Genomic DNA, 25,918 nt, shown 5'->3' on the forward strand with positions numbered 1-25,918 from the left:
CTCAGACGTAGGCCGGGACCATGCAGGTCTTATGCTCTACGTGATATTCAAATTCAGGGCGGAAGTGCTTCAGCATGGCCCGCACCGGCATTGCCGCCGCATCGCCCAGCGCGCAAATGGTGCGTCCCATGATGTTCTGGGCCACGTTGTCGAGTAAATCCATGTCGCTGGCGCGACCCTGGCCGTTTTCGATCCGGTCCACCACGCGGTAGAGCCAGCCAGTGCCCTCGCGGCATGGCGTGCACTGGCCACATGACTCGTGCATGTAGAAGTAACTCAGACGCTGCAGACTTTTGACCATGCAACGGCTGTCATCCATGACGATGACGGCGCCGGAGCCCAGCATGGAGCCGGCCTTGGCGATCGAGTCGTAGTCCATGCTGCAGTCCATCATGATCGCGGCCGGCAGCACGGGCGTGGACGATCCGCCCGGGATCACGGCCTTGAGCTGGCGACCCTTGCGCACACCGCCGGCAAGTTCCAGCAATTTGGAGAACGGGGTGCCCATCGGGATTTCGTAATTGCCCGGCAGTTCGACGTCACCGCTGATCGAAAACAGTTTGGTGCCGCCGTTGTTGGGTTTGCCGCATTCCAGATAAGCCTTGCCGCCATGGTTGATGATCCAGGGCACGGCGGCAAAGGTCTCGGTGTTGTTGATGTTGGTCGGCTTGCCATACAAACCGTAGCTGGGCGGGAATGGCGGCTTGTAACGCGGCTGCCCCTTCTTGCCTTCCACCGACTCCAGCAAAGCCGTTTCCTCGCCGCAGACATAGGCGCCGAAGCCGTGAAACGCGTGCAGCTGAAAACCAAAACCACTGCCAAGAATGTTGTCACCCAGCAAGCCGGCCGCGCGAGCCTCCGCCAGCGCCTCTTCAAAACGTTGGTAGATCTGGAAGATCTCGCCGTGAATGTAGTTGTAGCCGGTGCCTATGCCCATCGCGTAGGCGGCGATCAGCATGCCCTCGATCACGATATGCGGGTTGAATTGCAGGATTTCGCGGTCCTTGCAGGTACCCGGCTCGCCTTCGTCCGAATTGCACATCAGGAACTTCGGCCCGGCGTACTGGCGCGGCATGAAGGTCCACTTCAGTCCGGTCGGGAAACCCGCGCCGCCACGTCCACGCAAGCCGGATTCCTTGACCGTCGCAATGACCTGGTCGGGCGTCAAGCCAGCGCCACCGTCCTTGCCCAAAATCTTGCGCAACGCCTGGTAGCCACCGCGCGCTTCATAATCCTTCAGACGCCAGTTGCTGCCATTGAGCCCGGCCAGAATCTGTGGGCTGATGTGCCGGCCATGAAAACAGGTCTGCACCCCCGTCGCCTGGAACTGGGCCAGGATTTTTTCGGGCGCCATCATTTATTCCCCTCGGAGCGCAGGCCGTCGACCAGTTGATCGAGCTTGTCGTCAGTCATGAAACTGCACATCGTTCTATCGTTCACCAACAGCACCGGAGAGTCGGCACAAGCACCCAGACACTCGCATTGCTGCAGGGTGAACAAGCCGTCCGGCGTGGTCTCGCCGAGGCCGATGTCAAGCTTTTGCTCAAGGTGCTTGAGCGCCCGCCCACCGTCGCGCAACTGGCATGGCAAATTGGTGCAAACATTGAGCTTGTACTTGCCAACCGGCTGCTGGTTGTACATGTTGTAGAAGGAGGTGACTTCATGCACCGCAATCGGTGCCATGCCCAGGAAATCGGCCACCAGTTTTTCGCTTTCGGCACTCACGTAGCCAAGCTCCTGCTGGACGATGGCCAGACAGGCCATGACCGCGGACTGCTTCTGGTCAGCCGGGTATTTGGCGACTTCTTGAGCGAAGCGTGCTCTGGATTCTTCGGAAATCATCGATCAACTTCCCCAAACACTATATCCAACGAACCAATAATTGCCACCGCATCGCCAATCATGTGACCACGCCCCATTTCACCCAATGCCGCCAGATGAACAAAGGCCGGCGGCCGGATCTTCATGCGATAGGGTTTGTTGGCCCCGTCGCTGACCATGTAGATACCGAATTCACCCTTGGGATGCTCGATGGTGGCGTAGGCCTCGCCTTCGGGCACGGAGAAACCCTCAGTGAAGAGCTTGAAGTGGTGAATCAACTCTTCCATGTTGGACTTCATGGCTTCACGACTCGGTGGCGCGATCTTGTGGTTGTCGGTAATCACCGGACCCGGATTGGCGCGCAGCCAGTCCACGCATTGCTTGATGATGCGGTTGGACTGCTTCATCTCCTCCATGCGCACCAGGTAGCGGTCATAGTTATCACCGGTCTTGCCGACCGGAATATCAAAATCCAGTCGGTCGTAAACCTCATAGGGTTGCTTCTTGCGCAGATCCCAAGCGATGCCCGAGCCACGCAGCATGGGACCGGAGAATCCCAGATTCAAGGCGCGTTCCGGCGTCACAACGCCGATGCCCACGGTGCGCTGCTTCCAGATCCGGTTGTCCGTCAACAGCGTGTGGTATTCGTTCAGGTGGGTCGGGAAGCGCTGCGTAAAGTCGTCAATGAAGTCAAGCAGGCTGCCGTCGCGAGCACGATTGAGCTGGGCCGTCGACTTGGCGCTGCGAATCTTGTTGGGCTGGTGCCGCGCCATGGTGTCAGGCAAATCGCGGTAGACGCCGCCCGGCCGGAAGTAGGCAGCATGCATGCGCGCACCGCTGACGGCCTCGTACATGTCAAGCAGGTCTTCCCGCTCCCGAAAGGCGTAGAACATGACGGTCATGGCCCCGCAGTCAAGGGCACCGGCGCCGACACACAGCAAGTGGTTCAGCAAGCGGGTAATTTCGCTGAACATGACACGGATGTACTTGGCGCGCAGAGGTACTTCCAGGTTCAGCAATTTTTCCAGCGCCAGGCAATAAGCGCTTTCATTGCACATCATCGACATGTAGTCGAGACGGTCCATGTAGGGCAAGGCCTGGATATAGGTTTTGCTTTCGGCCAGTTTTTCGGTCGCGCGATGCAACAGCCCGATATGCGGGTCGGCACGTTGAATCACTTCGCCGTCAAGCTCCAGCACGAGGCGCAAAACGCCATGCGCTGCCGGATGCTGCGGCCCGAAGTTGAGGGTATAGTTTTTGATTTCAGCCATGGCCAAGGTGCTTATTGCAAGTCTCCGTAATGCTCTTCACGGATGATGCGCGGTGTGATTTCGCGTGGCTCAATCGTGACAGGCTGGTATACGACACGCTTTTGCTCGGCGTCATAGCGCATCTCGACGTGACCTGAAACCGGAAAGTCCTTGCGAAATGGATGCCCGATAAAACCGTAGTCGGTCAGGATCCGACGCAAATCGGGATGGCCTTCAAACACGATTCCGAACAGATCAAAAGCCTCCCGTTCAAACCAGTTGGCCGAGTTCCAGAGTTCATTGAGCGACTGAAGCACTGGAAAATTGTCGTCGGATGCAAACACTTTCAGCCGGACACGCTGGTTCAGGCTCACCGACAGAAAATGACACACCACACAGTAGCGCAGCCCGACTTGCGGCTGATCCTTGTAGCTCGAGTAGTCGACTCCGCAGAGGTCCATCAGTTGCTCAAACCGGCAGTTCGGGTCGTCGCGCAGAATTTTTGCCGCTTCCAGATAATGCGCCGCATCCACCACGACCGTCAGTTCGCCCAGGCGAACCACACTGCTTAGAACCAGGTCGCCCAAGGCGGCATCCACATTGGCTTTGATGGTTTGCGGATTTACAGCGTAAGTTGTCATCGCCGTCCCCTCACGTGCGTGCTATGGTTTGGGTGCGGCGAATCTTGTGCTGCAACTGAATGATGCCGTAGAGCAAAGCCTCCGCGGTAGGCGGACAACCGGGCACATAAACATCCACCGGAACAATCCGATCACAACCCCGCACCACGGAGTAACTGTAGTGGTAGTAGCCACCGCCGTTGGCACACGACCCCATGGAAAGAACCCAGCGCGGTTCACTCATCTGGTCATAGACCTTGCGAAACGCTGGCGCCATCTTGTTGCACAGCGTACCGGCGACAATGATCAGGTCGGCCTGACGCGGGCTGGCGCGAAATACTTCAGCACCAAAACGGCTGATGTCGTAGCGGGCGGTGGTGGATTGCATCATCTCCACGGCGCAGCAGGCCAGACCAAAAGTCATGGGCCAGATCGAACCGGTTTTCGCCCAGTTCACCACCGAGTCGTAACTGGTGGTGATGAAGCCTTCTTTTAATACGCCTTCGATCATCGCTTCATTCCCAGTCAAGGGCCCCTTTTTTCCACTCGTAAACAAAGCCCACGACGAGAATGGCCAAAAATACCATGACCGCCCAAAATCCCAGCGCGCCTATGTCTTTTAGCGAGACCGCCCAGGGAAACAGAAATGCGATTTCGAGGTCAAACAGAATGAACAGGATGGCTACCAGGTAGTAGCGCACGTCAAACTTCATGCGGGCATCTTCGAAGGCTTCGAAGCCGCACTCGTAAGGGGAATTTTTTGCGGGGTAAGGTCGGTTGGGTCCGAGGATGTAACCAATCACCTGGGGGGCAATGCCAACTCCTAAACCGACCAGAACGAACAAGAGGATTGGCAGGTACTGATCAAGATTCATCTGGCGATTCTGACCCAAGTTTTTGCTTGCTGCTTTGATCCACATCAAGCATGTTTATTTGGTGCCTTCGGCGAGACTCGAACTCGCACAGCTTTCGCCACTACCCCCTCAAGATAGCGTGTCTACCAATTTCACCACGAAGGCGGCTTTCAGATGTCTGGATTGCGTGAGGCACCTTGCGGTTCTGGCTCTCAAGACAGGCTGAAGTTTACCCCGAAATCACGCTGTTTTCCGACGCAACGGCGCAATATCGGCGGCAATTATTTGGACGGAATTTGGGCTGCGCCAGACGCCGGTGCGGCAGGCACTGCAGCCGCCGGAGCGGGCGCCACGACCGCCGCGCCCTGCAACACGCTACCAGAGCTGGCGGCCGGTCGAACCGAGCCGAAATAGGCCAGCAACAAGGTGCAGGCAAAGAACACCGTGGCCAGCACCGCAGTGGTGCGCGACAGAAAATTGGCGCTGCCAGAGGCCCCAAACAGACTGCCGGAACCGCCGCTGCCAAAAGCCGCGCCCATGTCGGCGCCCTTGCCATGTTGCACCAAAATCAAACCGATCATGGCCACTGCGGCAATCATCTGGACAGCGAGAAGGATGGATAGAAAAATACTCATTTAATACTCCGGAATAGCTAGCAGTCAATGCAAGAAGTTTAGTTTGCAGAGGCAATAATTGATAAGAAATCTGGGGCCTTGAGCGAGGCACCGCCGACCAACCCGCCGTCGATGTCGGGTTGCGCCAGCAACTGTGCCGCATTGGCGGCATTCATGCTGCCGCCGTACAGGAGGTGGATGCGATCGGCTTGCGGGCTTGCCGCTTTCAACTGGGCCCGCAACACGGCATGCACCTGCTGCGCCTGCTCGGTGCTGGCGGTCTTGCCGGTACCGATGGCCCACACCGGCTCGTAGGCCACCACGATCTCGCTGATGCAGTGACCGTTGGCATGGATCACCGCCGCCAGTTGGCGCTTGACCACCTCCTCGGTCCGGCCCGCTTCACGTTCCGCCAGGGTCTCGCCGACGCACACAATGGGCGTGATGCCGCAGGCCAGGGCGCGCTGGGCTTTGACCGCCACCCCCGCATCGGTCTCGAAATGGTATTGACGACGCTCGGAGTGGCCCACCAGCACATAGCGCACACCAAACTCCTGCAGCATGGCGGAAGAAACCTCCCCCGTGAAAGCGCCCTCCGGCTGTTGCGACACATCCTGCGCGCCCAGGTCGATGGCCGTGCCATTCACCAGCGACTGGCATTGGGCCAGATAGACCGACGGCACGCACAGCGCCACCTGACAGGCCGGTGTTCCGAGTCCGGCCAAAAGATTTTTGATCAAGGCCTCGTTGGCAGCCAGGCTGCCGTTCATTTTCCAGTTACCTGCGATCAGCTTTTTTTTCATGCCCCACCCCAAGTCAAAACAATTTTCCCGACATGCTTATTCGATTCCATCAAGGCATGCGCCTTGGCCGCATCCTGCGCCACAAACGTGCTGTGAATCACCGGCTTGATAGCGCCGCGCTCGATCAGGGGCCAGACATTTTTCAGACAGGCTTGCGCAATCGCCGCCTTGAACGCAACAGGCCTCGGCCGCAGCGTCGATCCGGTCACCGTCAAACGCCGGCGCAGTACCAGACCGGCGTTGATTTCACTCTTGACACCGCCCTGCACCGCAATAATGACCAGGCGGCCATCTTCGCTCAGGCACTCGACCTCCTTGGCCACGTAGTTGCCGGCCACCATGTCGAGAATGACATTGACGCCCTGACCGAACGTCAAACGCTTCACCTCGACCTGAAAATCCTGCGTCCGGTAGTTGATCGCATGGTCGGCACCCAGGGCCAGACAGGCGGCGCATTTCTCATCGCTGCCGGCGGTCACGATAACTTGCGCGCCCATGGCCTTGGCCAACTGAATGGCGGTCACGCCAATCCCGCTGGAGCCGCCCTGAATCAGCAGGGTTTCGCCTTTTTGCAGCCGCGCCCGGTCAAACACATTGCTCCAGACGGTGAAAAAAGTTTCCGGCAAAGACGCCGCCTCGACATCGCTCAAACCTTTCGGCACGGGCAGGCATTGGGCCACCGGCGCCACGCAAAATTCAGCGTAGCCACCACCGGCAACCAGTGCACAAACCCGATCACCGAGCTTGAAGCCCGCGTCTGCCAGTTCCTGTGCATCACCTTGCTCGATCACGCCAGCGACTTCCAGGCCTGGAATATCCGAGGCTCCCGGCGGCACCGGGTAGTTGCCGGTGCGTTGCAGGACATCAGGGCGATTGACGCCACTGGCCGACACCCGGATCAGCAACTCGCCAGCGCCCGGCAGCGGCGTCGGCCGCTCACCCAGACGCAGCACCTCGGGGGCGCCAAAAATCGTGATCTCGATGGCCTTCATGCTCAATTCAGACGACAGCCCGCGGACGGTATTCAAGCGTGGTTGTCGTTGCCATTCTGGGTCGGACGATCCAGCAAGACTTTCATCGACAGCTTGATGCGGCCTTTCTCGTCCGTTTCCATGACCTTGACCTTGACGATCTGGCCTTCGCTCAGGTAGTCGGACACCTTCTCGACGCGCTCGTGCGCAATCTGGCTGATGTGCAGCAAGCCGTCTTTACCCGGCAGCAGGTTGACCAAGGCGCCGAAGTCCAGAATCTTGGTGATCGGACCTTCGTAGATCTTGCCGATCTCGACTTCCGCCGTGATCTGCTCGATGCGACGCTTGGCTTCCTCGGCCTTGGCCGGATCGGCCGAGGCGATGGTGATGGTGCCGTCTTCCTCGATGTTGATCTGGGTACCGGTTTCCTCGGTCAGCGCGCGGATGACGGCGCCGCCCTTGCCGATCACGTCACGGATCTTCTCGGGGTTGATCTTCATGGTGAACAGACGCGGCGCGAAGTTGGACACTTCGGTCTTCGCCTCGGCCATCGCTTCCTGCATCTTGCCCAGGATGTGCATGCGGGCTTCCTTGGCCTGGGCCAGCGCAACCTGCATGATTTCCTTGGTGATGCCCTGGATCTTGATGTCCATCTGCAGTGCCGTGATGCCGTTGGTGGTACCTGCCACCTTGAAATCCATGTCGCCCAGGTGGTCTTCGTCACCCAGGATGTCGGTCAAAACGGCGAAGCGGTTTTCTTCCTTGATCAGGCCCATGGCGATGCCCGCCACATGCGCCTTGATCGGTACGCCGGCATCCATCAGGGACAGGCAGCCACCGCACACCGAAGCCATGGAAGAAGAACCATTCGATTCGGTGATTTCCGAGACCACGCGCATGGTGTAGGGGAAGTCTTCCTTGTTGGGCAATACCGCCACCAGCGCACGCTTGGCGAGCCGGCCGTGGCCGATCTCGCGACGCTTGGGGGTACCGACACGCCCGGTTTCGCCGGTGGCGAACGGAGGCATGTTGTAGTGCAGCAGGAAACGGTCTTCATACTCGCCAGACAAGGCGTCGATGCGCTGCGCATCGCGCTCGGTGCCCAGCGTGGTGACCACCAGTGCCTGGGTTTCGCCACGCGTGAACAGGGCTGAACCGTGGGTCCGCGGCAGCACGCTGTTGCGGATTTCAATCGGACGCACGGTGCGCGTATCGCGGCCATCGATGCGCGGCTCGCCGGCCAGAATCTGGCTGCGCACGATATGCGCTTCGATGTCAAACAGCATGCCTTCCACCTTGACGCTGTCAAACTCGACACCGTCCGTCTTCAGGTCAGCCATCACGACAGCGTAGGCCTCGCGGCAGGCGCGGGTACGGGCCTGCTTGTTGCGAATCTGGTAAGCAGCCACCAGCCGGTCCTTGGCCAGCGCGCCGACCTTGGCGATCAGTTCCTGGTCCTTGGCGGGGGCTTTCCAATCCCACGCCGGCTTGCCGGCATCGCGCACCAGTTCGTGAATCGCGTTGATGGCAATATTGCCTTGTTCATGACCAAACACCACGGCGCCCAGCATGATCTCTTCGCTCAGTTGCTTGGCTTCGGATTCCACCATCAGGACGGCGGCCTCGGTACCGGCCACCACCAGGTCCATGACGGAATCCTTGCGCGCGGTCTGGCCCGGGTTGAGCACGTATTCACCGTTGATGTAACCGACGCGGGCGGCACCGATCGGGCCGCTGAACGGAACACCGCTGACCGACAGGGCGGCGCTGGTGGCAATCATGGCGGCGATGTCGGCATCGACCTCCGGGTTCAAGGACAGCGTGTGGATCACCACATGCACTTCATTGAAAAACCCTTCGGGAAACAGCGGACGGATCGGACGGTCGATCAAGCGGCTGGTCAGCGTTTCAAACTCGCTGGGACGACCCTCGCGCTTGAAGAAGCTGCCGGGGATCTTGCCGGCGGCATAGGTCTTCTCCAGATAGTCCACCGTCAAGGGGAAGAAATCCTGGCCGGCCTTGCCTTCGGTCTTGGCGACGACGGTGGCCAACACCACGGTACCGTCCATGTCCAGCAGCACAGCGCCGCTGGACTGACGGGCGATTTCACCGGTTTCCATGGTGACGGTGTTCTGGCCCCATTGGAAGGTTTTACTAACTTTGTTAAATATGCTCATTCTTTTCTCCTGGTCAATTTGGGAAGTGCAGGCCACCTCGCCCGAGCCCGGACTCGGCATCACAGAACACGATGCCATTCCAGAGAAATTCGTCTGAATTACTCTGGAATGACACAGCTTCGCTCCGTTTTTGCCTGCTCCGAAGTAAAAAACGCCTGAGCTAGTAACCTAACTCAGGCGTTCATCATTCAATCGACGCTTACTTGCGCAGACCCAGTTTGGTGATCAGCGCGGTGTAACGGTCGGCGTCTTTGGATTTCAGGTAATCCAGCAGTTTGCGACGGCGGCTCACCATGCGCAACAAACCACGACGGCCATGGTGATCCTTGGCGTGGGTCTTGAAGTGCGGAGTGAGTTCGTTGATACGGGCAGTCAGGAGTGCTACCTGCACTTCAGGGCTGCCGGTGTCGCCGGGCTGGCGTGCGTTGTCTTTCACGACAGCGGCTTTGATACTGGATGCGATCATGTCATTTTCCTGTTTGATGTGAACTTGCGTCAGGCGCTGGAACTGCCCCTGACGTGCGCTTGTGCAATGTGCAAAGCCATGGGATTATAGCTCGACCCCAGGCTACGCGCACTTCGTGTCGCTTAGTCACCCCCGACCAGGGGCAATGCCGGCGGCACGAAGGAGCCGGTTCGGCGGCATCCCTGGTTTAACCATTCCACCGCGCCGGTTGTTTCGCTAGCCAGTCCCGCAGTCGTTCCACCCCCCGCACCAGCCGCTGCGTGTCCTTTGAAGCAAAGCACCAGCGCAGCCAGCCGCGCGCCTCCGGTGCGAACGCATCCCCTGGCGCCAAGCCAAGCCCGGCCTCAACCACCAGTCGCTTGGCGGTGGCGAGTGAATCGTCAAAGCCCGGCAATCTGAAAAAAGCGTACATGCCGCCGCGCGCCGCGGCCACCTGCAAGCCCGGGATCGCCTGCAACAAGGGAATCAAGGTGTCGCGGCAGGCCTTCAGATGCGCCACCACCTGGGGCGTCACTTCATCGGTACGCTGCAGGGCAACGATGCCGGCGCGCTGCGTGAAAACACTGGCGCACGAAGTGTTGAACTCAATCAGCTTGCCCATGTGGTGCGTCATGCTGGGAGGCATCACCAGCCAGCCGAGCCGCCAGCCGGTCATGAGAAAACTCTTGGAAAAGCTGTGCACCACCACCAGGCGATCGGCGGGCCTGGCGAGATCCAGGAAGCTGGGCGCGCAAGCGTTCAAACTGGGCTCGTAATAAAGCCGCTCATAGACCTCATCGGCCAGGATCCAGGTACCGGTAACACGGCAATGGTCCAAGATGCGCTGCTGCTCTTCGCGCGCCAGCGTCCAACCGGTCGGATTGTTCGGCGCGTTGATGATCAGCAGCTTGGTGGACGCCGTAACAGCCGCCAGCAGGGCGTCGATGTCCAGCGTCCAGGCGCCGGCCACCGGCACCAGCGCCACGCACTTGACATGGGCTCCCATGATGGTCGGCTGGGCCGTCAGATTCGGCCAGACCGGGGTCACGGCCACCACTTCATCGCCAGCATCCACCAACTGCTGTACCGCCAGCATCAATGCGTTGACACCGCCACTGGTCACCGCCAGCCGATCGACGCCAATCGGGCCGTGGCGCGCACTCATGTAGTTCGAGATCTCCTGGCGCAATTCCGGCAGCCCCAGGTTATGCGAATAAAAGGTCTCGCCGCGCTGCAGCGACTCGATGGCCGCCTGCCGGATGAAGTCGGGCGTGACCTCGTCACTCTCGCCAAACCAGAAGGCCAGCACATCGCTGCGCCCCATGCCGGCATTGGCGACTTCGCGGATTTTGGACTCTTCAAGGTTCTGGATGACTTGGCGCATGGCGGCCTCGGGTTGGGAATTGATTACCGCTGCATTTTGCAACGGGTCGGCTGCTCGGCATTGGCGGCAGTAACCGTCTTGATGACCCGAAAACCGTAGCCGGAACCTTCGACGTCAAACTTGACGCCAGGTGCGCCCTGCCGGTCCATCAGACCCACCACCAGTTGTTGCTGGAACTGATGGTCGGACGCCCGCATCACGCCGCTCTGTGACGCAAAGCTGATGCGTGCTCCCTCCAGTTGTCGGGCAATGGCCGTTGCGTTGGCGGTCCCCGCCTTCTCCATCGCCTGCACCAGCGACTCCACCATCAACTGCATGCGCATGTGAACGTAGTCGTCGGCCGGCTTGGGGAAACGCTGGCGAAAGGATTGGTAGAAGGCAACGCTTTGCGCGTTCTGCACATTGGGCAACCAATCCGCCACTGCCACCACCTTGCCAATGCCGGCGTCACCCATCGCCGCCGGCGCGCCCAGCGCATTGCCGTAGAAAGTGTAGAACTTGCCGTCAAAGCCGACTTCTTTCGCGGCCTTCACCAGCAGTGTCAAATCGTTGCCGAAATTGCCCGTGATGACGGCCTGCGCGCCACTGGTCTTGATCTTGGCGGCATACGGCAAAAAATCCTTGACCCGACCCATGGCATGCAGTTCCTCGCCGACGATCTGCACGTCCGGTCGCAACAGCCCCAATTGGCGCCTGGCTTCACGCGCCACCGCGTGGCCAAAGCTGTAGTCCTGGCCGATGATGTAAACGCTTTTCAGGGCCTGGTCCTCTTTCAGCACTTCCATCAGCGCGCTCATGCGCATGTCGGCATGGGCATCAAAACGGAAGTGCCAGAAGCTGCATTTTTCGTTGGTCAGAATCGGATCGACCGCCGAGTAGTTCAAGAACAAAACGCGCTTGTCCGGCTCGCGCTCGTTGTGCTTGTTGATGGCATCGATCAGGGTCGCTGCTATGGCCGACGAATTGCCTTGCATGACAAATTGGGCGCCCTCGTCGATCGCCGACTTGAGGGCCGACAAAGCTTCCTCGTTCTGACCTTTGCTGTCATAGCGCTCCAGCAGCAAGAGGCGGTTGCCAGCGGCGCCGCCGGGCCCCGCAAGCTTCACGCCACCGCGCGCATTGACACGTTCCACGGCCCAGATCAGGTTGCGAAAAACGGCCTCGCCGGTGTTCGCAAACGGACCACTCAGGCTCTCAATCATGGCGATCCTGATCGGCGCGGGTGCCGGCTGCGCCTGCACCAGGGTAGCCACACATAGCGCCATCGCCAGCGATTTCAAGGCCCGGCGGAGAAGAATAAACATATTGAAATTTCTCTTGAATAACGCCGCTTCATTCGCAGATTCGAGACAAGCGGCGGTTCGTGTTGAACGCCGCGCAGTTTACTAGGAGTTACCCATGTTTTTTGCCACCACCGCCCCGGCCAGCTTCCGCCGTCAATTCAATTCACCCGCCGGCCGTTCACTGGAGCGCTTCCTGCAGGAAACCCGACTGGCCAGCCAGCAGAAATCCTGCGCCCTGGAACAGGACGAGAAGTCTTACACGCTGACGTTCGACGTGCCCGGCGTTGCCAAGGACCAGTTGAGCATTGGCATCGAGGGCAGCATCGTCCGCATTGAAAGCAAGGAAGGCGCGCCACGCCAGTACCAGCAGGCCTACGAATTGCCGCAGGACATTGATGCCGCCGGCAGCGAGGCCAAATTGGAGAATGGCGTGCTGACCTTGAAGCTCGGCAAACTGGTCCCGATCAGCCGCGCCACCGAGTTGACCATCAACTGATTTTTCTACAGCAAATCCAGCGGCCAGCGCGGTTTGACGTCGAAGGCGTAAACCGCGCTGGCCGCTTGTTGTCCTGACTGCAGGCGCATGGCGGCGGCCATGGCAATCATGGCTCCGTTGTCGGTGCACAAGTGCAGTTCCGGGTAATGCACTCGCAACCGGCGCTTGGCGCACTCGCTGTTGAGCTGTTGGCGCAACAATCCGTTGGCGCCGACACCGCCCGCCACCACCAGCCGCGTCAAGCCGGTTTGAAACAGCGCCGTCAGGGCCTTCTTCACCAGTACCTCCACAATCGCCGCCTGAGTGGAAGCCGCCAGATCAGCCAGCATTGCACTGGGCAAAGCCTCGACGGCACAGCCCTGCGCAAGCGCCAACTTTTTGGCCTGCACCATCACTGCTGTTTTCAAACCGGCAAAGGAAAAATCAAGGTTGCCGCTGTTAAGCAGGGGACGCGGCAGCTTGAACGCTGCTGGGTCACCGTTTTGCGCCAGACGTGACAAGGCTGGCCCCCCCGGGTAGCCCAAGCCCAGCAGTTTGGCCGACTTGTCGAACGCTTCACCCGCGGCGTCGTCAATCGTCTCGCCCAATAGCGTGTAGCGCCCGACTCCATCGACCTGCATCAATTGTGTGTGTCCCCCCGACACCAGCAGCGCCACGAAGGGGAATTCCGGCGGGTCGGCACTCAGGAACGGCGACAGCAAATGGCCTTCAAGGTGGTGCACGCCCAGCACCGGCTTCTTCAGCGCCGCAGCCAGCGCGCAGGCCACGCCGGCTCCCACCAGCAAAGCGCCGGCCAAACCCGGGCCGCGCGTAAAAGCCACCACGTCGATGTCCGCCAGTGTCCGCTTGGCCTCCAGCAATACCTTTTCCGTCAGAGGCAAGACCCGGCGAATGTGGTCGCGGCTGGCCAGCTCGGGCACCACACCGCCATACGCCTGATGCATCTCGATCTGGCTGTGCAGGGCATGCGCCAGCAACAGCGGTAGTTCGCTGCCCCGCAGCTCGACCAGAGCGACACCGGTTTCGTCACACGAGGACTCAATCCCCAACACTTGCAAGTTTTTCGCCATGAGCTTGAGTTTAGGGGATGCCTGCTCCCGCAAACCGATACCCGGCCCGAGGCCGGCCCGTCATTGGCTCGATTCTTGCGGAAATGTGACCATGAATGAAGCCCTGCGAATCGTCGTCGTCGCCCCCAATCTGGCGATAGAAGACCAGAGCGATGACTACGCCATCAGCCAGGCGGAGCGTTCGCGCAGCCTGCGCATTGGCCTGCTGGAAAGCGGCTTCAACCTGGTGGCCAGCCTGCCGGCCGACGTGTTCCTGACCGAACGGCTGGCCCAGTTGCAGCCTGACTTGATCATCGTGGACGCCGAAAGCGAAGCCCGCGACGCGCTGGAGCATGTGGTGATGGCAACACGCGACGCCCGCCGCGCTATCGTCTTGTTCACCAACGACAGTGATACCCGCCACGTGAAAGACGCGGTGGCCGCCGGCGTGTCGGCCTACATCGTGGCCGGGCTCTCGGCCGAGCGCATCCGGCCGATCCTGGACGTGGCCATGGCCCGCTTCCAGCATGAGGAGTTGTTGCGCCAGGAACTGGCGGCCACCAGGACCGAGCTGCAGGAGCGCAAGGTCGTCGACCGAGCCAAAGGACTGCTGATGCAGCGCCAGGGATTGAGTGAGCCCGACGCGTTCAACAAGTTGCGCAAGGCCGCCATGGACAAGGGGCTAAAACTGGCCGATATGGCGCAGCGCGTGCTCGATGCCGCCGACCTACTGTCCTGACTTGGTGCGCCGCACGGAATTGGTGCTGCCACGGTCAACCCGCTGCCGCAGCAGAAAAGAGGGCACAAACACCGGCCCATGTTCGACGCAATGCTTCTGAATTCATAGCAACCTGATGCCCCTGCAAGCTGGCATGCAGATTGCGTCACCGATGACAAGACCAACGAAGGTCAGTTGATCGTCTGCTCTCAACGGCGAGCGCAGACGGCCACACCAGGACAAAGGCGTCCCCACCCACAGGCAGCGGCCCTCCAGCCGCCACCTGTTCGGTGCGGACGCCTTTTTTGTTTTCTGCAACCCGAAACCTCGAGGAAATGTGCCATGCCCGATCTTCTTAACGCCAGCGTCAGCCGCCGCGCGGTATTGCAAAGCGCCGCCGTCGGTGCCATTGGTATCAGCCCCGCCCTGCGCGCCACGGTTTATGCCGCAGGCTCCGACGCACCGGAGAAAGCCGAGGTCAAGATCGGCTTTATTCCGCTGACCGATTGCGCCAGCGTGGTGATGGCCTCCGTGCTGGGCATCGACAAGAAATACGGCGTCAGGATCATCCCAACCAAGGAGGCCAGTTGGGCCGGCGTGCGCGACAAACTGATGACCGGCGAACTCGACTTTGCCCATGTGCTGTACGGCTTGGTCTACGGCGTGCATCTGGGCCTGGGTGGCGCCAAGAAAGACATGGCCGTGCTGATGAACCTGAGCCAAAACGGCCAGGCCATCACGCTGTCCAAGAAACTGGCCGACAAAGGCGCGGTGGATGGCGCTGGCCTGGCCCGATTGATGGCTGCCGAGAAGCGTGAATACACTTTCGCCCAGACCTTCCCCACGGGCACCCATGCCATGTGGCTGTACTACTGGATGGCGGCCAACGGCATCAACCCGATGCAGGACGCCAAGGTCATCACCGTGCCGCCGCCGCAGATGGTGGCCAACATGCGCGTCGGCAACATGGACGGCTTCTGCGTCGGCGAGCCCTGGAATCACCGCGCCATCATCGACGGCATTGGCGTGACCGCCGTCACCACACAGGACATCTGGCGGGACCACCCGGAAAAAGTGCTGGGCACGACCGGCGACTTCGTCAAAAAATACCCCAACACGGCGCGCGCCGTGACAGCCGCCATTCTGGAGGCCGGCAAATGGATTGACGCCGGACTGCAGAACAAAAACAAGATGGCTGAAACTATCGCCGAAAAGAGCTACGTCAATACCAGCGTGGACGCCATCAACCAGCGCATCCTGGGGCGCTACCAGAACGGCATGGGCAAGACCTGGGACGACCCCAACCACATGAAGTTCTACAACGACGGCCTGGTGAATTTTCCCTACCTGTCGGACGGCATGTGGTTCCTGACACAGCACAAGCGCTGGGGCCTGCTGCGGGAGCACCCGGATTACCTGGCGGTCGCCAAACAGATCAACCAGATCGACATCTACAAGCAGGCGGCCAGCGCCAGCCACACGCCGCTGCCCAAAGACGCGATGCGCAGCTCCAAGCTGATGGACGGCGTGGTGTGGGACGGCAAGGACCCGAAAAAATACGCCGACAGTTTCAGGATCAAGGCCTGAAGCCGCGCCGGGCCGGCCAGCGCTTTGTCCCCCGTCATTTCGCAGGAGTTGCACACCATGGTTAGCGCAGTTTTTCACTCTCCGGTGGCGCCCGCCGCGACGATTGGTCCATCCGCCGTGAAGCCGCAGGCAGTCGCCACGGAGACGTCGCAAGCGGTCCACCAGAAAGCCCCGGAACTCGCGGCAAGACCCAGCGCCCGCACGTTCGACTGGCGCGCCTTCTGGCTGGCATTGCTGCCGCCCATATTGGGCCTGGGCCTGCTGCTGGGCATCTGGGCGCTGGTGTCCATCACGACCGCCAGCAGCATCCCCTCGCCGGCGGACACCTTCCGGCAAGCCATCGTCATCTTCTCCGACCCGTTCTACCGCAAGAGCCCCAACGACCAAGGGGTTGGATGGAACGTCCTGATGTCGCTGCAACGCGTGGCGGCAGGTTTTGGGCTGGCCGCCGCGGTGGGCATTCCGGCCGGTTTCATGATCGGTCGCTTCGAGTTCCTGAACCGCATGTTCACGCCCATCGTCAGCCTGCTGCGTCCGGTATCGCCGCTGGCCTGGTTGCCGATCGGCTTGCTGGTGTTCAAGGGTGCCAACCCGGCCGCCATCTGGACCATTTTCATCTGCTCGATCTGGCCCATGATCATCAACACCGCCGTCGGCGTGCAGCGCGTGCCGCAGGACTACATGAATGTGGCGCGGGTGCTGAACCTGAGCGAATGGAAGATCCTTACCAGGATTTTGTTCCCCTCGGTGCTGCCCTATATGCTGACCGGCGTGCGGCTGGCCGTGGGCACCGCCTGGCTGGTGATTGTGGCGGCGGAGATGCTGACCGGCGGCGTCGGCATCGGCTTTTGGGTCTGGGACGAGTGGAACAACCTGAACGTCAAGAACATCATCATCGCCATTTTTGTGATCGGCATCGTCGGGCTGATGCTGGAATTCGCGCTGATCAAAATCGCCACCGCGTTCACGTTTGAAGAGGTCAAATCATGAGCGACTCAGCAGCGACCAAATACATCGAGATCGCCGGCGTCGGCCAAACCTTCAAGACCCGCAGCGGCCCGTTCTGCGCGCTGCAAGACGTCAGTCTGACGGTCGCCAAGGGCGAGTTTGTCACCCTCATCGGCCACTCCGGCTGCGGCAAGTCCACGCTACTGAACTTGATTGCCGGTCTGACACTGCCGACGCAAGGCCACCTGCTGTGCGCCAACCGCGAGATTTCGGGCCCCAACCCGGAACGGGCCGTGGTGTTCCAGAACCATTCCTTGCTGCCCTGGCTGACCTGTTTCGAAAACGTCTATCTGGGCGTCGAGCGGGTCTTTGGCGCCGGCAACCGGACGACCGGCGCCGTGTCGGAGAACAAGGGGCAACTCAGGGCGCGCACCGATGCCGCGCTGGCGCTGGTGGGCCTGGGCGCGGCGGCACAAAAGCGTCCGGGCGAAATTTCGGGCGGCATGAAGCAGCGCGTTGGCATCGCGCGCGCGCTGGCCATGGAGCCCAAGGTGTTGCTGATGGACGAACCCTTTGGCGCGCTGGACGCCTTGACCCGCGCCAAGCTGCAGGACGAGTTGCTGCAGATCGTCGCCAAGACGCACAGCACCGTGGTGATGGTGACGCACGATGTCGACGAGGCCGTGCTGCTGTCCGACCGGATCGTGATGCTGAGCAACGGGCCGTGCGCCACCATCGGCGAGGTTCTGCGCGTGGCGCTGCCGCGTCCGCGCAACCGGGTCGAACTGGCCGAAAGCGCGCAGTACCTGCACTGCCGCAAGGCGGTGATGGACTTCCTGTACACGCGCCAGGCCCATGTGGAGAAAGCCGCATGAACAGAAGCACCCCTGTGCCGCGCCTTCGGCGCGTCTCCCCCTCAAGGGGGCGACACCAGCGGCCCGGCAAAGCCGGTTCCGCGGTGTCCCTGGCCTGAATAGCAAGACTTGCAACATCGGAGATTGACATGGACATGAGCGTCAAGCCCAAAGACCGGATGAAACTGGTGATGATCGGCAACGGCATGGCCGGGGTGCGCACGCTGGAGGAACTGCTGAAACTGGCCCCCGACCTGTACGACATCACCGTCTTCGGCGCCGAGCCGCACCCTAACTACAACAGAATTTTGTTGTCGCCGGTGCTGGCCGGGGAACAAACGGTGGACCAGATCGTCCTCAACGACTGGGCTTGGTACCAGGACAACGGCATCACCCTGCACGCCGGCTGGACCGTGACCGGGGTCGACCGCGTCAAGCGCAGCGTGCATGCGAAGAACGCCGCCGGTGAAACGATCAGCGCACCCTACGACCGCCTGATCATGGCCACCGGCTCCAACCCCTTCATGCTGCCCGTGCCGGGCAAAGAATTGCAGGGCGTGCTGGCCTACCGCGACATTGCCGACACGCAGGCCATGATCGACGCCGCCGGCAAGTACCAGCACGCCGTGGTCATCGGCGGCGGCCTGCTCGGGCTGGAAGCGGCCAACGGCCTGATGAAGCGCGGCATGACGGTCAGCGTGGTGCATGTGGCGCCCTGGCTGATGGAACGCCAGCTCGACAGCGTGGCGGCGAAGCTGCTGCAGCAATCGCTGGAAGCGCGCGGCATGCAATTCCTGATCGGCGCGCAAACGCAGGAGCTGGTCGGTGGCGAAGAGGATGGCAAAGGTGGCCGCGTCAAGTCGGTCAAGTTCAAGGACGGCAGCGAGGTGCCCGCCGATCTGGTGGTGATGGCAGTCGGCATTCGTCCCAACACCGCATTGGCCGAAGCCATGTGCCTGCACGTGAACCGCGGCATTGTGGTCAGCGACACGCTGCAGACCACCACCGACGCCCGCATCTACGCGGTGGGCGAATGCGCGGCGCACCGCGGCATTGCCTACGGCCTGGTGGCGCCGCTGTTCGAGCAGGGCAAGGTGGCAGCCAACCATCTGGCGCAGTTCGGCATCGGCCGCTACAGCGGCTCGCTGACCTCGACCAAGCTCAAGGTCACCGGCATCGACCTGCTTTCTGCCGGCCAGTTCATGGGCGGCGACGATACGGAAGAGATCGTCATGAGCGACCCGGCCGGCGGTGTCTACAAAAAGCTGGTGCTGAAGGACGACAAGCTGGTCGGCGCCTGCCTGTACGGCGACACGGTGGACGGCAGTTGGTACTTCAAGCTGCTGCGCGACGGCCGCAATGTCACCGACATCCGCGACCGGCTGATGTTCGGCGAGTCCAACATCGGCGACGCCGGCCATGAGGGCCATAACCAGGCCGCCGCCATGACCGACAGCGACGAGGTCTGCGGCTGCAATGGTGTCACCAAAGGCACCATCTGCAAGGCCATCAAGGACCAGGGCTTGTTCACGCTGGACGAGGTGCGCAAACAGACCAAGGCCAGCGCTTCCTGCGGCTCCTGCACCGGACTGGTGGAGCAGATCCTGATGTTCAGCGCCGGCGGCGACTACTCGGCCACGCCCAAGACCAAGGCGCTGTGCGGCTGCACTGACCACGGTCACCAGGCGGTGCGCGACGCCATCCGGCAGCACAAGCTGCTGAGCATTGCCGAGGTCTACCAATTCCTGGAATGGCGCACGCCCAACGGCTGTGCTTCATGCCGCCCGGCCATCAACTACTACCTGATCTCGACCTGGCCGAAGGAGGCCAGGGACGATCCGCAAAGCCGTTTCATCAATGAGCGCAGCCACGCCAACATCCAGAAAGACGGCAGCTACTCCGTCATTCCCCGCATGTGGGGCGGCGAGACCACGGCCAGTGAACTGCGCCGCATTGCGGACGCGGTGGACAAGTACAAGATCCCCACCGTGAAGGTCACCGGCGGTCAGCGCATCGACCTGCTGGGCGTGAAAAAAGAGGATTTGGCGGCGGTCTGGCAGGACCTGGGCATGCCCAGCGGCCACGCCTATGCCAAGGCGCTGCGCACCGTCAAGACCTGCGTCGGCAGCGAATGGTGTCGCATGGGCACGCAGGACAGCACGCAAATGGGCAAGGACCTGGAGCGCGCCTTTGTCGGCATGTATGCGCCGCACAAGGTGAAATTCGCGGTCAGCGGCTGCCCGCGCAACTGCGCCGAGGCCGGCATCAAGGACGTCGGCATCATCGGCGTTGACAGTGGTTGGGAGATGTACATCGCCGGCAACGGTGGCATCAAGACCGAAGTTGCGCACTTCTTCACCAAACTGAAAACCGCTGCCGAAGTGCTGGAGTACACCGGCGCCTTTTGCGAGCTGTATCGCCAGCAAGGCTGGTACCTGGAGCGCACCGTGCACTTTGTCAACCGCGTCGGCCTGGACTATGTGAAGAAGAAAATTCTGGACGATCCTGCGGGCCGCAAGGCACTGTGGGAGAGCCTGCAGTTTGCGTTGGACGGCGAGCCCGATCCCTGGTTTGAATTTGACAAGGCCGCGGTCGATACCCGGCAATTCCAGAGGATATTGGCATGAGTGCATGGAAAAAAATCTGCCGGCTTGAAGACATCCCAGTGCTGGGCGCGCGCCGCGTCGCCCGCGCCAGTGGCCTGGACGTCGCCGTGTTTCGCAACGCGCAGGACCAGGTGTTTGCGCTGCTCGACCGCTGCCCGCACAAGGGCGGTCCGCTGAGCCAGGGCATCGTGTTTGGCGCCAGTGTGGCGTGTCCCCTGCACAACTGGACCATTGGCCTGGCCGATGGCTGCGCCGCTGCGCCCGATGTGGGTTGCACACCCCGCTTCAGCGTGAAGGTGGAAGCCAATGTGGTGCACCTTGATGCGCGTGAGCTGGCCAGCCACGCGATCGACCTGGTCGCTCCGGTGGCCGGCCCGGCAGGCCGGCAAACCGAGCACGCATGAGGTTGGAGCCCGCTCCGACGGCGGCGGCGAGCAGCTTGCGCCAGACCCGATCAACCTGCCCCTATTGCGGCGTCGGCTGTGGCGTCATCATCGAGTCCGCTGGCAACCAGATCACTGGCGTTCGTGGCGACCCGGATCATCCCGCCAATTTCGGCCGGCTCTGCACCAAGGGTGCCACGCTGCACCTCACCGCCAGCGCGGCCGTGACGCGGCAAAGCCGCCTGCTGCACCCCCTGCGACGCGCGCAGCGGGGGGAGCCGGCGCAGCGCTGCGACTGGGACAGCGCACTCGATCTTGCCGCCGCGCGCTTTGCACAAATCATTCGGGAGCATGGTCCCAATGCGGTCGGTTTCTACATCTCCGGGCAACTGCTCACGGAAGACTATTACGTCTTCAACAAGCTGGTCAAGGGACTGATTGGCAGCAACAACATCGACAGCAACTCACGCCTGTGCATGAGCAGCGCGGTGGCCGGCTACAAACAGACGCTGGGCATGGACGCGCCGCCCGCCTGCTACGACGACATCCAGCACGCCAGCACGCTGTTCATCATCGGCTCCAACACGGCCTACGCGCATCCGGTGCTGTTTCGCCGCATTGAAGCGGCGCGCCGTGCCAACCCGGCGCTCAAGATCGTGGTCTGCGACCCGCGCCGCACCGACACCGCCGCGATGGCCGACCTCTTCTTGCCGATCCAGCCCGGCACCGATGTGCTGCTGCTGATGGGCATGCTGCACATCATGCTGTGGGAAGGCTGGGTTGACAGCGCGTTCATCGCCGCCCACACCGGCGGCTTTGAGACTCTCAAGGCCAACGTGCTCGACTGCACGCCTGACTTGGTGACGCAGACCTGTGGCATCTCCAGAGCCGATTTGCTGCAGGCGGCGCGCCTGTTTGCCGGCGTCTCATCCGATCACGCGGCGCAGCGCACGCCCACGCTCAGCCTGTACTGCCAGGGCCTGAACCAGTCCAGCAGCGGCAGCGCCAAAAACGCGGCGCTGATCAACCTGCACCTGCCACCGGACAGATTGGAAAACCGGGTGCCGGACCTTTTTCGCTGACCGGCCAGCCCAACGCCATGGGGGGACGCGAAGTCGGCGGCATGGCCAATTTGCTGTCGGGCCACCGCGACCTGCACAACCCGGCGCACCGCGCCGAGGTGGCGGCCTTGTGGGGCGTGCCCAGCGTGCCGGCACAAGCCGGAAAAACCGCCGTGGAAATGTTCCAGGCCGCCGCCGACGGCGAAATCCAGGCCCTGTGGATCGCCTGCACCAACCCCGCGCAAAGCATGCCCGATCAGAGCACCGTGCGCCGCGCCCTGGAACGCGCCGAATTCGTGGTGCTGCAGGAAGCCTTTGCCGGCACCGCCAGCGGCCGCTACGCCGACCTGCTGCTGCCGGCCAGCACCTGGGGCGAAAAAGAAGGCACCGTCACCAACAGCGAACGCCGCATCAGCCGCGTGCGCGCCGCCGTGCTGGCGCCCGGCGAAGCCCGCCATGACTGGCAGATCGTCGTCGATTTCGCACGCCGCCTGGAGACGCGGCTGCCACGCCCAAAGTCGCTGTTCCCGTACACCAGCTCGGAGTCCATCTGGCTGGAGCATCGCGAATCGACCCGCGGCCGCGACCTCGACATCACCGGCATGTCCTACCCCATGCTGGAGCAGTCACCCCAACAATGGCCGCTGCCTGAAGGCCAGACCCAGGGCAAGGCCAGACTCTACGAGGATGCGATCTTCCCGACCGCCGATGGCCGGGCCTGCTTCGTCAGCACCGTCTACCGGCCGGTGGCCGAAGCACGCCAGGCGCGCTACCCGTTTTCGCTCACCACCGGGCGTCTGCGCGACCAGTGGCACGGCATGAGCCGCAGCGGCACGCTGGGCCGCCTGTTTGGGCATGTGCGCGAGCCGGCCCTGCAGATGAACCCGCAGGACATGGCCATCCAGCAACTGCTGGATGGCGAACTGGTGCGTGTCACCAGCCAACGCGGCACTATCCTGGTGCCGGTACAGGGCAGTGCCGACCTGGGCGCTGGTCAGGTCTTCATGGCCATGCATTGGGGTGAAGAGTTTCTGAGCGGCCAGAGCGCCAGCGGCGACCGGTTGGCCGGGGTCAACGCCCTCACCACCTCGGCTTATTGCCCGGACTCCAAACAGCCCGAATTCAAACACGCCGCCGTCAAGGTCTTGCCGGCGGAAATACCCTGGTCGCTGCTGGCCATCGCCTGGCTGCCCCCCGAGTTCGTGCTGTCGGCGCAACACGCGCTGCGTCAGTTGATGGCGTGCTTTGCCTATGCCAGTTGCGTGCCATTCAGCAACAACGCGGCGCCGGATGCCCCGGGCCGGGAGCGCAGCGGCCTGCTGTTTCGCGCCAGCAGTTTTAACGCGCCCCCCGACGGGGTGCTGGAGCGCATCGAGTCACTGTTGCATCTGGACGGCCCGCTGCCGCTGCGCTATGTGGACAAGAAACGTGGTCAGCGCCGCACCGCGTTGCTGCGGCGCGGCGCGACCGACACCCTGCTGGAAGGATTCCTGCTGGCCGGCGACACCCGTGCCCAGCACTGGATCACGACGCTGCTGCAGGAGGAACAGCCGGCCCAGGCCTACGGCCGCGCGCTGTTGCTGCCCGGCGCCAGGCCACCTGTCCAGATGGCGTCACGCGGCAAGCAGGTGTGCGCCTGCTTCAACATCACCGATGTGGCGATTCAGGCGCATCTGAGCCAATCCATTGGGTCGGCTGCGATTCGTCTGGCATCCCTGAAAAGCGGCTTGCGTTGCGGCACCAACTGCGGCTCCTGTCTACCTCAATTGCAGCGCATGGTGAGGGACAGCATCGATGGCATCAGTCCTGCCAACGCACCAACGCGCCAATGGCTGGGCGCGTAAACCCTCCTACCCCAAGCTATCCACATTCACGGACAATCCAGGCATGGGCATTGGCAACTACATCAAGGAAATCGGACGCGGCAGGGACGGCGCACGTGCCCTGACACGCGAGCAGGCCGGAGATCTGTTGGGACAGGTGCTGGACGGAACGGTGACCGACCTGGAAATCGGCGCGTTTTGTCTGGCCATGCGCATCAAGGGCGAAACAGCGCTTGAGATGGCCGGGTTTCTGGACGCCACCGAAGCACGACTGCACAAAATTCCAGGCAATGGCCGCCCTGCCGTGGTGCTGCCCAGCTACAACGGCGCCCGCAAGCTGCCGGTGCTCACACCTTTGCTGGCGCTGTTGCTGGCGCGCGAGGGCCTGAGCGTGGTGGTGCATGGCATGAGCACGGAGTCGACCCGTGTCTCCGCCCAAGACGTGTTCCAGGAGCTTGGTTTTCCGGCGCAGACAAGGATTGAAAAATTGGCGCAAAACGCGGTTCAATTTGTTCCCACCGGCTTGTTGTGCCCCGGTCTGGCACGCCTGCTGGAGGTGCGCCGCGTGGTAGGCCTGCGCAATCCGGCGCACAGTCTGGTCAAGCTGATGAATCCCAGTGACGCTCCGGCAATCCTGATTGGCAGTTACACGCATCCGGAATATGCCGAGGCCATGGCCGCCACTTTACGGCTGGTACAAGTCCGTGCCCTGCTGCTGCGTGGTACCGAAGGTGAGCCGGTGGCCGACCCGCGGCGCACGCCGGCCATGGACGTATTTGCCGACGGGCAGGTCACTAGGGTACAGGAAGCCCAGCTTGGTTCCCTGGTCAGCCTGCCGGGCTTGCCGTCACCCGACGCGCACAGTACCGCCATCTGGATTCAGGCGGTGTTGAACGGGCAGACGCCGGTCCCTACCCCGATTGCGCTGCAAGTGAAACATATCCTGGAGTTGTCGCGACAAGTAGCTCTGTAATTTTTTGCACGTAACAGGCCTGGTAACAACAAGGCCGGGCCGAAAGTGAAATAATCGGCCGCTTGACGCACAAGGAATCTCAACATGACCGATATACAACAACGCATTGACGAACTGGTTAAATCGAACCCGGTGGTTCTGTTCATGAAAGGCAACGCCAGTTTCCCCCAATGTGGCTTTTCAGGCCGGGCGATCCAGATTTTGGAGGCCTGCGGTGTCGACCTGAAAACGCTCAAGACCTTGAACGTACTCGAAGACGAAGAAATTCGCTCGGGTATCAAGCAGTACAGCAACTGGCCAACCATTCCCCAGCTCTACATCAAGGGCGAGTTCATCGGCGGCTCGGACATCATGATGGAGATGTACGAAAACGGGGAATTGCAGCAGGCACTGGCGACATCCAAATAGCTTCGCAATTCTTGGTCTGTCCCACAAGGTGGACAGCCAACATCCCGGTTCAAGTTGAGGACAGAGCAAAATTGCTGCGCAATTCTTGGTCTGTCCCACAAGGTGGACAGCCAACATCCCGGTTCAAGTTGGGGACAGAGCAAAATTGCTGCGCAATTCTTGGTCTGTCCCACAAGGTTTTAAGTTTCCCACTTCTTTTTGGCGCCCAGCACGGCATTGGGGTACGGCGCCTGGCCGCGCGAGCCGTTATAGCGGCCCAGCGCCAAAAACAGATCGCCTTTTTCGCGGTCCAGATAGTGGCGCAGGATGACGCAGCCAAAACGCAGATTGGTTTGCATGTGGAATAGTTTGCTGGCATCGCCGTCGCCCAGTAAACGCGTCCAGAACGGCATGACCTGCATGTAACCGCGTGCGCCGACGCTGCTCACCGCAAATTTCCGGAAATTGCTCTCCACCTGGATCAAGCCCAGCACCAGCGCCGGCTCCAAGCCGGCACGCCGACTTTCGTACCAGACCGTTTGAAGAAATTCCTTGCGAACGTTCCAGTCCGGTTTTTGCTTTTTAAGGTGCTCACTCACGCGGCCCAGCCAGCGCAAGTAACGCAGACGCGACTCGGTATCGGAAAACTCAGGTACCGGCGGCGCACTGTTCGAAATCGCCGAACTCAAAGCCGAGCGCACCGAGTCCACCAACGGCTCCTCGACTTGGGCACCGGCAGCCGCGGGCCGGTGGATGGCCATCGACCCAAGCCCTGAAAGCAGCGAGAAGAGGCAATTTCTCCTCGACAACA

The 25,918-nt window shown here is 61.5% G+C and carries 24 protein-coding genes, 1 tRNA gene and 1 pseudogene; 10 read left to right on the forward strand and 16 right to left on the reverse strand.

Going from position 1 to position 25,918, the window contains the following annotated elements; all coding sequences use genetic code 11:
- Position 1: 1 nt before the first annotated feature.
- From nuoF to PHS32_RS11800, 14 genes are all read right to left on the reverse strand, one after another.
- Positions 2-1,354, reverse strand: a complete 1,353-nt coding sequence (nuoF, locus tag PHS32_RS11735) for an NADH-quinone oxidoreductase subunit NuoF (RefSeq protein WP_301079186.1) — start codon at positions 1,352-1,354, stop codon at positions 2-4.
- Entirely contained in the window at positions 1,354-1,842 is a 489-nt protein-coding gene (gene nuoE / locus PHS32_RS11740; RefSeq protein WP_301079157.1) for an NADH-quinone oxidoreductase subunit NuoE, read from the reverse strand. Before nuoE ends, nuoF begins: the two co-directional genes overlap by 1 nt.
- Positions 1,839-3,092: an NADH-quinone oxidoreductase subunit D gene (locus PHS32_RS11745; protein ID WP_301079158.1), complete on the reverse strand. Its 1,254-nt coding sequence runs from the start codon at positions 3,090-3,092 to the stop codon at positions 1,839-1,841. The genes nuoE and PHS32_RS11745 overlap by 4 nt, the downstream gene beginning before the upstream one ends.
- Positions 3,093-3,103: 11 nt before the next feature.
- Positions 3,104-3,712 carry an NADH-quinone oxidoreductase subunit C gene (locus tag PHS32_RS11750; protein WP_301079159.1) on the reverse strand — a complete coding sequence of 203 codons (609 nt, stop codon included), beginning with the start codon at positions 3,710-3,712 and terminating at the stop codon, positions 3,104-3,106.
- A 10-nt stretch (positions 3,713-3,722) separates the two neighbouring features.
- Positions 3,723-4,202, reverse strand: a complete 480-nt coding sequence (locus PHS32_RS11755; protein ID WP_301079187.1) for an NADH-quinone oxidoreductase subunit B — start codon at positions 4,200-4,202, stop codon at positions 3,723-3,725.
- A gap of 4 nt (positions 4,203-4,206) precedes the next feature.
- On the reverse strand, positions 4,207-4,566 hold the full coding sequence (locus PHS32_RS11760) for an NADH-quinone oxidoreductase subunit A (RefSeq protein ID WP_301079188.1): 360 nt from the start codon (positions 4,564-4,566) through the stop codon (positions 4,207-4,209).
- Between the two features lie 59 nt (positions 4,567-4,625).
- Positions 4,626-4,710 (reverse strand) — tRNA-Leu (locus tag PHS32_RS11765).
- A 116-nt stretch (positions 4,711-4,826) separates the two neighbouring features.
- Positions 4,827-5,180, reverse strand: a complete 354-nt coding sequence (gene secG / locus PHS32_RS11770) for a preprotein translocase subunit SecG (RefSeq protein ID WP_301079160.1) — start codon at positions 5,178-5,180, stop codon at positions 4,827-4,829.
- A 38-nt stretch (positions 5,181-5,218) separates the two neighbouring features.
- Positions 5,219-5,962 (reverse strand): triose-phosphate isomerase, encoded by a 744-nt coding sequence (tpiA, locus tag PHS32_RS11775; RefSeq protein WP_301079161.1) that lies wholly within the window; start codon positions 5,960-5,962, stop codon positions 5,219-5,221.
- The gene (locus PHS32_RS11780; RefSeq protein WP_301079189.1) at positions 5,959-6,954 is read right to left on the reverse strand and encodes an NAD(P)H-quinone oxidoreductase; all 996 of its coding nucleotides are present in this window, start codon (positions 6,952-6,954) and stop codon (positions 5,959-5,961) included. Before PHS32_RS11780 ends, tpiA begins: the two co-directional genes overlap by 4 nt.
- A gap of 32 nt (positions 6,955-6,986) precedes the next feature.
- A complete protein-coding gene (gene pnp / locus PHS32_RS11785) occupies positions 6,987-9,110 on the reverse strand; it encodes a polyribonucleotide nucleotidyltransferase (protein ID WP_301079162.1) in 2,124 nt (707 codons plus the stop codon).
- Positions 9,111-9,309: 199 nt separating this feature from the next.
- A complete protein-coding gene (gene rpsO / locus PHS32_RS11790; RefSeq protein WP_301079163.1) occupies positions 9,310-9,576 on the reverse strand; it encodes a 30S ribosomal protein S15 in 267 nt (88 codons plus the stop codon).
- A 187-nt stretch (positions 9,577-9,763) separates the two neighbouring features.
- Positions 9,764-10,963 carry a pyridoxal phosphate-dependent aminotransferase gene (locus tag PHS32_RS11795; RefSeq protein ID WP_301079190.1) on the reverse strand — a complete coding sequence of 400 codons (1,200 nt, stop codon included), beginning with the start codon at positions 10,961-10,963 and terminating at the stop codon, positions 9,764-9,766.
- Positions 10,963-12,243 carry a branched-chain amino acid ABC transporter substrate-binding protein gene (locus PHS32_RS11800; protein WP_301079164.1) on the reverse strand — a complete coding sequence of 427 codons (1,281 nt, stop codon included), beginning with the start codon at positions 12,241-12,243 and terminating at the stop codon, positions 10,963-10,965. The genes PHS32_RS11795 and PHS32_RS11800 overlap by 1 nt, the downstream gene beginning before the upstream one ends.
- 94 nt (positions 12,244-12,337) lie before the next feature.
- On the opposite strand from PHS32_RS11800, the gene PHS32_RS11805 reads away from it, so the two are divergent.
- Positions 12,338-12,718: an Hsp20/alpha crystallin family protein gene (locus PHS32_RS11805; RefSeq protein ID WP_301079165.1), complete on the forward strand. Its 381-nt coding sequence runs from the start codon at positions 12,338-12,340 to the stop codon at positions 12,716-12,718.
- A 5-nt stretch (positions 12,719-12,723) separates the two neighbouring features.
- Here the strand turns inward: PHS32_RS11805 and tsaD are convergent, their stop codons facing one another.
- Positions 12,724-13,776: a tRNA (adenosine(37)-N6)-threonylcarbamoyltransferase complex transferase subunit TsaD gene (gene tsaD / locus PHS32_RS11810; protein ID WP_301079192.1), complete on the reverse strand. Its 1,053-nt coding sequence runs from the start codon at positions 13,774-13,776 to the stop codon at positions 12,724-12,726.
- Between the two features lie 103 nt (positions 13,777-13,879).
- Between tsaD and PHS32_RS11815 the strand changes: the two genes are divergently transcribed.
- From PHS32_RS11815 to grxD, 9 genes and pseudogenes are all read left to right on the forward strand, one after another.
- Positions 13,880-14,506 carry an ANTAR domain-containing protein gene (locus tag PHS32_RS11815; protein ID WP_301079166.1) on the forward strand — a complete coding sequence of 209 codons (627 nt, stop codon included), beginning with the start codon at positions 13,880-13,882 and terminating at the stop codon, positions 14,504-14,506.
- A 321-nt stretch (positions 14,507-14,827) separates the two neighbouring features.
- Complete coding sequence (locus PHS32_RS11820) at positions 14,828-16,072, forward strand: ABC transporter substrate-binding protein (RefSeq protein ID WP_301079167.1); 1,245 nt, start codon at positions 14,828-14,830, stop codon at positions 16,070-16,072.
- Positions 16,073-16,129: 57 nt separating this feature from the next.
- Complete coding sequence (gene ntrB / locus PHS32_RS11825) at positions 16,130-17,062, forward strand: nitrate ABC transporter permease (protein ID WP_301079168.1); 933 nt, start codon at positions 16,130-16,132, stop codon at positions 17,060-17,062.
- Entirely contained in the window at positions 17,059-17,895 is an 837-nt protein-coding gene (locus tag PHS32_RS11830; RefSeq protein ID WP_301079169.1) for an ABC transporter ATP-binding protein, read from the forward strand. Before ntrB ends, PHS32_RS11830 begins: the two co-directional genes overlap by 4 nt.
- 128 nt (positions 17,896-18,023) lie before the next feature.
- A complete protein-coding gene (nirB, locus tag PHS32_RS11835; RefSeq protein ID WP_301079170.1) occupies positions 18,024-20,501 on the forward strand; it encodes a nitrite reductase large subunit NirB in 2,478 nt (825 codons plus the stop codon).
- Positions 20,498-20,884, forward strand: coding sequence for a nitrite reductase small subunit NirD (gene nirD / locus PHS32_RS11840; RefSeq protein WP_301079172.1), 387 nt, complete (start codon positions 20,498-20,500; stop codon positions 20,882-20,884). Before nirB ends, nirD begins: the two co-directional genes overlap by 4 nt.
- A gap of 35 nt (positions 20,885-20,919) precedes the next feature.
- Positions 20,920-23,768 (forward strand): annotated as a pseudogene (locus tag PHS32_RS11845) (molybdopterin-dependent oxidoreductase).
- Between the two features lie 43 nt (positions 23,769-23,811).
- Positions 23,812-24,720, forward strand: a complete 909-nt coding sequence (ybiB, locus tag PHS32_RS11850; RefSeq protein WP_301079173.1) for a DNA-binding protein YbiB — start codon at positions 23,812-23,814, stop codon at positions 24,718-24,720.
- Between the two features lie 84 nt (positions 24,721-24,804).
- Positions 24,805-25,128 carry a Grx4 family monothiol glutaredoxin gene (gene grxD, locus PHS32_RS11855; RefSeq protein ID WP_301079174.1) on the forward strand — a complete coding sequence of 108 codons (324 nt, stop codon included), beginning with the start codon at positions 24,805-24,807 and terminating at the stop codon, positions 25,126-25,128.
- 179 nt (positions 25,129-25,307) lie between these two features.
- On the opposite strand, the gene PHS32_RS11860 is transcribed toward grxD, so the two are convergent.
- On the reverse strand, positions 25,308-25,868 hold the full coding sequence (locus PHS32_RS11860) for a lytic transglycosylase domain-containing protein (protein WP_366143476.1): 561 nt from the start codon (positions 25,866-25,868) through the stop codon (positions 25,308-25,310).
- Positions 25,869-25,918 lie beyond the last annotated feature (50 nt).

Origin of the sequence: Rhodoferax sp. (assembly GCF_028714215.1) — a bacterium.
Lineage (GTDB): Bacteria > Pseudomonadota > Gammaproteobacteria > Burkholderiales > Burkholderiaceae_C > Rhodoferax.